Raw genomic sequence first — 6,883 nt, forward strand, 5'->3', positions numbered from 1 at the left:
AAGTTACTACCAAAGATTGCCGGGATCATTCGGGAGAAGGAACGAATCTTTTTTTCCCGGCTGAAAAAGACAGAGGCACTTTTACTCCTGTTCAAAACTCAGCTCAGTACAAAATTGGGAATACATGGAGGGTAAAAACTATAAAAAACGGCACTATTACAGTTGAATACCGCCTGAAGAGAGGAGATGAAGCTTTCCGGGAATCTCTGAATGTTGAACTTGCTTGCCGGGGCAATAAGAAAATCAGCAACGACTTTTTTTTCCCTGCCAAGACACTTCGTGTTGAAATTGTACCGGAAAAGACTTTTGCGGCTCCTGGTGAAAAAATCCGTGTATTTGTCAGACTCTATAAAATTGACGATAAAGGCATGAAGGAACCTGTAAAAGGCAGAACACTAAATTTACAAATATCTGGTATTGCGGATGGAAATATTCGCCCTTCATCGCAGGTAACAACAAATGAGAAGGGAGAAGGTATACTTGAATATACTGCGGGGCAGAACGACAAAAAAGTCCATATTGAAGCTTCCTACAAACCGGATGATTTTGAAACCACTTTCCGGGGTTCAGCTGATATTGGCAAAACCATCTATAAGGTCACTGTTGATCTTGATCTTGCCTCATCGTTTGTTCCCGACGGAAGCATGTCCATTGCAAAACTGCAATTGCATGCCGATTTTAAACGCGTTGTCATCGAACCGGGAACCAGGGAACCATTAACCTCAATGCGGGGTGATATTGATGCCGATGAGGGAGTGGGCAGGTTCCTGGCTTTTGAACTGAACGAAGTATGGACAGAAGGAGATAACATTGAAAAGCCTAAATTTATCAGAAGGCCGCCGGAATCCTTTGGAGCTACTCTGACCCTTGCTCTTGGCCCTGATGAATTGAATGAAATCCTTCAGCAAGAACAGAAAAACAGCTCATCGCCGCCCCAAAAGATGAAATTGTCTTTTTTCACTGATATGGATCTTCAGGAAATCGAATGGGGTTGCTCAACCGGCAGTGCGGCAGCAGGATTTTATGAATTTCAGGTGAAATTCGATGTACCATGGACTGATCTGCTGGCGGGGAAACCGGTAACGGTGAAGGTTCCCTACCAAACCGATGAACCCAATGAAAAAGGAACCTGGACCATTCAATTTAAACCCCTTGCCCGGTAACTCTCTATAATTTTTCGTCAGCAGGCAGGGGGATGGCAAAATAAACGCCCTCCTGTTCTGCCAGCCCTGGCTCCCCTTTTTTGCCCTGGCCGGCATGCATTGGAAATTCATTTACAGGAGAAATTTATTATTGAAAACAAGACCAGGCTCTTGATCGTGTTTTCCGTTTTTTTAATGCAGGCTGAGTGAAACGTATGCAGGATCCTGAGGGCAGTTTGCGGAAATACGTTTTCGCTTTTATCTTGAACCCAGAGAAATAAAGTTTGGAAAATTATGAGCATATGCTTATAATTGCAGAAAATTTTTTCCTGTGGCAAGGCGTAAAATGATTCGGCATATCTGCTGCAGACCGGAAGGGAATCTGTACAAACCTGCCGGCATATCTATGGGCAGGTTGGCGATGGAGCGGCTTACTCTTGATGAATTTGAAGCCATTCGCCTGGCTGATTATGAAGGATTGTATCACGAACAGGCAGCAAAAGAAATGGGTATCTCGCGGGCTACCTTCGGAAGAATTCTTGAAGAGGCCCGTAAAAAGCTTGCTTCAGCCATAGTTAACGGCCATGCCTTTCTCATAGAAGGAGGTCCGGTAACGTATCATGAACATGGACGCGGTTGTTGTAACAGGATCATCTTTGAAGAAAATGCTATACACAAACAAAAGGAGGATACAAAATGAAAAAAGTAGCTGTTCCCAGCAGGGGAAACATGGTAGATGAGCATTTCGGGCATTGCGAAGCTTTTACGGTTTATCACATCGACGACAGGAATAGCATAACCGGCAAGGAAACGGTTCAGTCTCCGCAAGGATGCGGTTGCCGGTCGAATATTGCTTCCGACCTGGCAGCCCGGGGTGTAACCGTTATGCTGGTAGGAGGTCTTGGACAAGGTGCCAGAAATGTTTTGAATCAGGCAGGTATTGAAGTGTACAGTGGTTTTTCCGGTCCGGCCGACGAAGCCGTGCAACGTTTTCTCAACGGATTTACGGGAGACCATTCTACCTGTGCCGAACATCAGCATCATCACCAACACGGCCATGGTTGCAAACATTAAGCCCGGATTGCGCATTAGGAGTGTAAGCGAACTGATGCGCAGTGCGCTGGTCTTGCGCGAAAGCATCCGGGCAAATCCCGCTGAAACGCAGTGAAAGCGGCCGATTAAGCCCGGATTGCGCAGCAGGAGTGTAAGCGAACTGCTGCGCAGTGCGCTGGTTTTGCGCGAAAGCATCCGGGCAAATCCCGCTGGAACGCAGTGAAAGCGGCCGATTAAGCCCGGATTGCGCAGCAGGAGTGTAAGCGAACTGCTGCGCAATGATTATCAACACAACAGCTGGTTGGCGCTAGCGCCAACCAGCTGTTGTGTTCACCAAGACCCAACCCATCACAAAGAGATCAGAATTTTTCCTGCCGACATATTATCAAGATACCGGGGGATTGCCTTCTGAACTTCTTCCAGAGGTACTTTTTCCCTGATGGTAATGTGATGTTCTCTGGCAAGAAAACGTCCTGCCTCCCTCACCATTTTAATCAGGCACAGCAGGTTCTGTTCTTCCAGATAATGCCCCAGAAAAAAACCGGTTACTGTTTTGTTGGCAGAAATCAATGTACGGGGATGTATTTCAAGTTTTTCTCCCGATAATGTGCCGTATATTATTGATTTTGAATTTTCTGGCATCAACGATAAAATAACGTCATGCATTTCCCCTCCCACCGGATCAAGAAAAAGAGTAGGAGAAAATGCAAGTATTGCTTCACGTAATATGCCATAATAGTCTGGATTATTTGTGTTTATAACAATCCCCCCGCTCAGGGTTTTCAGCCTTTTTTCCTGTTTTTCATTTCGTACCAGATTGATAACGGTTATCTTTTCCCGTTCCATAAGCTGAAGAACCATTTGTCCCAGCGCACTGCCTGCGGCCTGACTGATGATGGCACGATGCTTTCCGCGCACGGCTATGTTGCGGAAAGCAAGAGCTGTCATTGGATTGACAAAGAGCATCGAACCCTGTTCATCGGTAATTTTTTCCGGAAGAGGAAAACACCTCGATGCTTTGGTAACCATATATTCAGCCCATGTTCCACTGAAGGAATAAGTCGCATTGCAGGCCACCCTCTTCCCTTTCAGGAAGGCAGGCAAAATGCCCTTGCCTGCTCCTACAACAGTCCCCGATCCTTCAAGGCCCGGGACAAAGTGGATGATTTCTTCTTCCTGAACCGATTTCAGCCGGTTGATATCGGAGGGATTGATGGGGGCAAAGGCCATTTTTATCAGCACTTCCCCCTTTCCGGGTTCCGGCACCGCCACTTCGCGCACTTCCAATTCCCCTTCCTTGCTTTTGAGGAACAGGGATTTCATCTTTTTGGGCATTCTATTAGAATCCATAAAAGGTAATTCGTTTTTGTGATCTGTAAAAATTTATTAAATCATTCATTTCAAAGTATTTTCTTTTTCTTTCGATTTTAAATTACGACTTATAAGAAAAGTGCCTCACAATAAAGAAAAAAAATACAAAAAATTATCATACTAAAATCGGGCAATTTTTTGAACAGATATATTTTGCGAAACTGAAGTTATTCCTCCTGATGCAAAAGTAAATGAAAGCATGAAAAAAAAGAAAAACATACGGTAAAATAACTTTCCCGTTTCCTAACACCAGTTAAATAAACCGAATAACAGAAAAATATGCATAAACATCTCTATTTTATTAAGTTTATTAATAAATTTACGGCATGAAAAGAGGTTCCCGTTTTTTGTTACTCCTGTTATTTCTTTATTATCCGTTTCTTGATTTTTCACAACGATCAGCTACGGAGAATTTCTCCATTCATCAGCATGCTCAATCTGATACAAAGGCAAAAAATACCGATACATGCTTTTCTGATTATCTGCAAAATTTATTTAGTTTCGGAAATGCAAATTCCGGCAGGATAAATCGTATACCGGTCGCTATCAGAATGATAAAGCAATGGGAATCCTGCGTGTCGTATAAATTGTCCGGACTCTTTCTGTCTGAAAAATATTGCAAAGACTATATTCACCGATCAGGGCTTATATGTATTAATCTCGATATCCCGGTAATTATTTTTCCCTTTAACACCTTCTGGTGATTTTCTTTTTTCCTGCGTATCAGCTTTTGTTTTATTAATCTTCTGATTATCAACTACGCAGGAGTTGGCATTTTTATTCATATTTAAAATCCAAAATTGTAAAAAAATGAACGCATTGATTGTTATTATAATTTCTCTTATAGCCTTATCAATGATAGCATTCCTGATATTTCAGAGTGTACGGCGAAAAAAAAGGCTTATTAAAGAACTGTTAGATTTTGCAGCAGAAATTGGTTGTACAATAACTGTGTATGATATCTGGGGCGATACCAGGATCGGTGTTGACAGAGAAAAAAGATATCTTTTTTTTATCCGCAGATTTGACGATTCTTTTTTCAAGACAGCGATAGATATTAATAATGTTTCTGTTTGCAAAATGACCAATGTATCCCATGCAGTTGGGGATGGAAAGGAAAGGCAGTTGGTTATTGATAAAATTCTCCTGTCATTCATATTTAAAAGAGAAAAAACGGATACGAACCTTGAGTTTTATGATAGCGAAAAAGACGGGATGCAGATTACTGATGAACTCCAGCTGGCAGAAAAATGGGAAGGTATTGTAAATTCCCTCAAGCAGTAAGAGAAAGGTACACAGTACACACATTCGGATAGAAGCAATAACCGAGGAAAGATTGCCGAATGCTGCAATTTTCCTGATTCATTCCTTGAGGTACCGGAACTTTTCCAGGAAAGCTTTTTCCTGGAAAAGTTCCGGCATCTATTTGGAGCTTTTCCCTTTAAACTCCCATTTCACCCGGTCAAACATATGGCTGAACCGGAGGTTTCCGCTTAAGGTACTGCCATCAAAAACAAACTGATAGATTTCCCTGTGGGGGCTTTCGATATAACGGACAGTAACTTCCAGGGTTTTGTTATCGGGCCAGGTAAAAGCTCCTGCGATCCGGGCCGGAGGAAGCCCGGCAAAATGACCCAGGGCACCGAGAAGCAGATTCGGCCCGGGTTTTGAAGTTTCACCGTATTCCCAGTGCCCGTTGCCCAGCGGGAATTCATATTCCCTTCCGCCGGCCTTTACGCTGAAATAGCAAATTGTATCAGCAAAACGAAAAGCAACCTCTTCCAGGTTCCTCTCATTGGTTTCCAGCTGGTATCTGCGGCCTGACACGGCATTGGCCGTTTCGGGCAAAGCCTTCTTTTCCGGAACGGGAAGTGCAAGGGATGCCAGTTTTTCCCTGAGCCGCTTCAGGGCTGACGGGTTTTCCGGCAGTTTCTGAGGCTGAAACGCCGGCAGGAGGTATTTCCAGACGAGGTTTATTTCATCCTGCATATCGGGTGTTTCAGCAGTAATCGCCAGCACTGCATCCTGTTCCGGCATCATAATGATAAATTGCCCGTACGCTCCGTCGGCACGGAATGCATGATGTCGGCAACGCCAGAACTGATAACCGTACCCCTGAAGCCAGTCGCTCGAATCTTTTTGTGCCTGCGGAGTTTCGGGATACTGCATGATATGAGCCTTCGTTGCTTCCTCCACCCACCCGGCAGGAAGTATCTGTTTTCCGTTCCACTTCCCCTTCTGCAGGTAAAGCAGGCCGAACTTAGCCATGTCCTCTGTTTTGAGCCGGAGGCCCCAGCCTCCCGTGTTGTAGCCCATGGGATCGGTTTCCCAGTCTGCCCCTTCAATCCCCAGCGGTTCAAACAGACGAGGAGTAAGGTAAGCAAGAAGGGTTTGACCGGTTACTTTCTGCACAATAGCACCGGCCATATAGGTGGCCAGACTGTTGTACAGGAAACGGGTTCCCGGCTGAACCGCAATGGGTGTAGCCAGAAAAGCCTTCACCCAGTTGCTGTCTTTTCCAACGATGGCAGCGGTGGGCTCGGGATCCTGGCCAACACTCATGGTAAGGAGATTTTCTATAGTTAGCTCCTTCAGCCAGGGACTTACCGTATCAGGCACAAATTCAGGAAAAAAGGAAATAACCCTGTCAGAAAGGCTGATTCTCTTTTCATGAACCGCAAATCCGACCGCTGTTGAAGTAAAGCTCTTGCTGGTCGAATAAAGCGTATGTTTCAGATCAGGGCGATAGGGATTCCACCAGCCTTCTGCTATCACCTTTCCGTGTCGCAGGAGCACAAAGCTGTGCAGTTCATTCCGGCTGTTTTCGGCCGCATTGACAAACTGAAGAATGGCTTCCGACGAAATCCCTTCTTCTTCAGGCGTGCTTGCCGGCAATTCTTTCTTCGCAGGGGCACAGGAGTAAACCTGAAAAAGAATTCCGGCAAGAACCGGCAGGATAGCAAGTTTTCTCATAGGTTTCAATATTTTATGTCAGTTTTTCTAACGTTCCTCCGGAACAAAAAGTTTGACTATGGCATATACCGCCTAAAGGTATAAAAAAAGCGAATGGTACTTATTCTATATTTGCAATAACCAATCAACTGCAAAATGAAACATTTATCAGTATTTCTTCTTCAGGCATTATTGATTCCCTTTTTTGCCGTATGCGGGATAAGACCCGTGAACCTGACCTGTGAATATCTTACCGACCCGGCTGTGGTGGATGTTCTGCCGCCGCGGCTTTCGTGGGTGAATGAAGCTGATTCAGGGGAACGCGGGCAATTTCAGACGGCTTATCAGATACGGGTTGCCTCTTC

At 44.7% G+C, this 6,883-nt stretch carries 7 protein-coding genes; 5 read left to right on the forward strand and 2 right to left on the reverse strand.

Translation table 11 applies throughout. The features are described 5' to 3' along the window. The 3 genes from GX419_06915 to GX419_06925 form a co-directional block, all read left to right on the forward strand. On the forward strand, positions 1–1,163 hold a 1,163-nt coding region (locus GX419_06915), incomplete at its 5' end, for a hypothetical protein (protein NLI24416.1). A gap of 325 nt (positions 1,164–1,488) precedes the next feature. Further along, a complete protein-coding gene (locus GX419_06920) occupies positions 1,489–1,842 on the forward strand; it encodes a DUF134 domain-containing protein (GenBank protein ID NLI24417.1) in 354 nt (117 codons plus the stop codon). After that, a complete protein-coding gene (locus GX419_06925) occupies positions 1,839–2,216 on the forward strand; it encodes a dinitrogenase iron-molybdenum cofactor biosynthesis protein (protein ID NLI24418.1) in 378 nt (125 codons plus the stop codon). Before GX419_06920 ends, GX419_06925 begins: the two co-directional genes overlap by 4 nt. Positions 2,217–2,543: 327 nt before the next feature. Here the strand turns inward: GX419_06925 and GX419_06930 are convergent, their stop codons facing one another. Beyond that, positions 2,544–3,545 (reverse strand): zinc-binding dehydrogenase, encoded by a 1,002-nt coding sequence (locus tag GX419_06930; GenBank protein ID NLI24419.1) that lies wholly within the window; start codon positions 3,543–3,545, stop codon positions 2,544–2,546. A gap of 831 nt (positions 3,546–4,376) precedes the next feature. Here GX419_06930 and GX419_06935 point away from each other — a divergent pair. Then, the gene (locus GX419_06935; protein NLI24420.1) at positions 4,377–4,850 is read left to right on the forward strand and encodes a hypothetical protein; all 474 of its coding nucleotides are present in this window, start codon (positions 4,377–4,379) and stop codon (positions 4,848–4,850) included. A 138-nt stretch (positions 4,851–4,988) separates the two neighbouring features. On the opposite strand, the gene GX419_06940 is transcribed toward GX419_06935, so the two are convergent. After that, positions 4,989–6,539, reverse strand: a complete 1,551-nt coding sequence (locus GX419_06940; protein ID NLI24421.1) for a serine hydrolase — start codon at positions 6,537–6,539, stop codon at positions 4,989–4,991. A 135-nt stretch (positions 6,540–6,674) separates the two neighbouring features. On the opposite strand from GX419_06940, the gene GX419_06945 reads away from it, so the two are divergent. Continuing rightward, the coding region (locus GX419_06945) for a hypothetical protein (protein ID NLI24422.1) at positions 6,675–6,883 on the forward strand (209 nt) is incomplete at its 3' end.

It is taken from the genome of Bacteroidales bacterium, assembly GCA_012517825.1.
Taxonomy (GTDB): domain Bacteria; phylum Bacteroidota; class Bacteroidia; order Bacteroidales; family JAAYUG01; genus JAAYUG01.

Bases quoted from the DNA above. Each gene is read 5' to 3' on its own strand.
- GX419_06925 (NLI24418.1), top strand. From the start codon at position 1,839: ATGAAAAAAGTAGCTGTTCCCAGCAGGGGAAACATGGTAGATGAGCAT.
- GX419_06920 (NLI24417.1), top strand. From the start codon at position 1,489: ATGATTCGGCATATCTGCTGCAGACCGGAAGGGAATCTGTACAAACCT.
- GX419_06930 (NLI24419.1), bottom strand. From the start codon at position 3,545: ATGGATTCTAATAGAATGCCCAAAAAGATGAAATCCCTGTTCCTCAAA.
- GX419_06935 (NLI24420.1), top strand. From the start codon at position 4,377: ATGAACGCATTGATTGTTATTATAATTTCTCTTATAGCCTTATCAATG.
- GX419_06940 (NLI24421.1), bottom strand. From the start codon at position 6,539: ATGAGAAAACTTGCTATCCTGCCGGTTCTTGCCGGAATTCTTTTTCAG.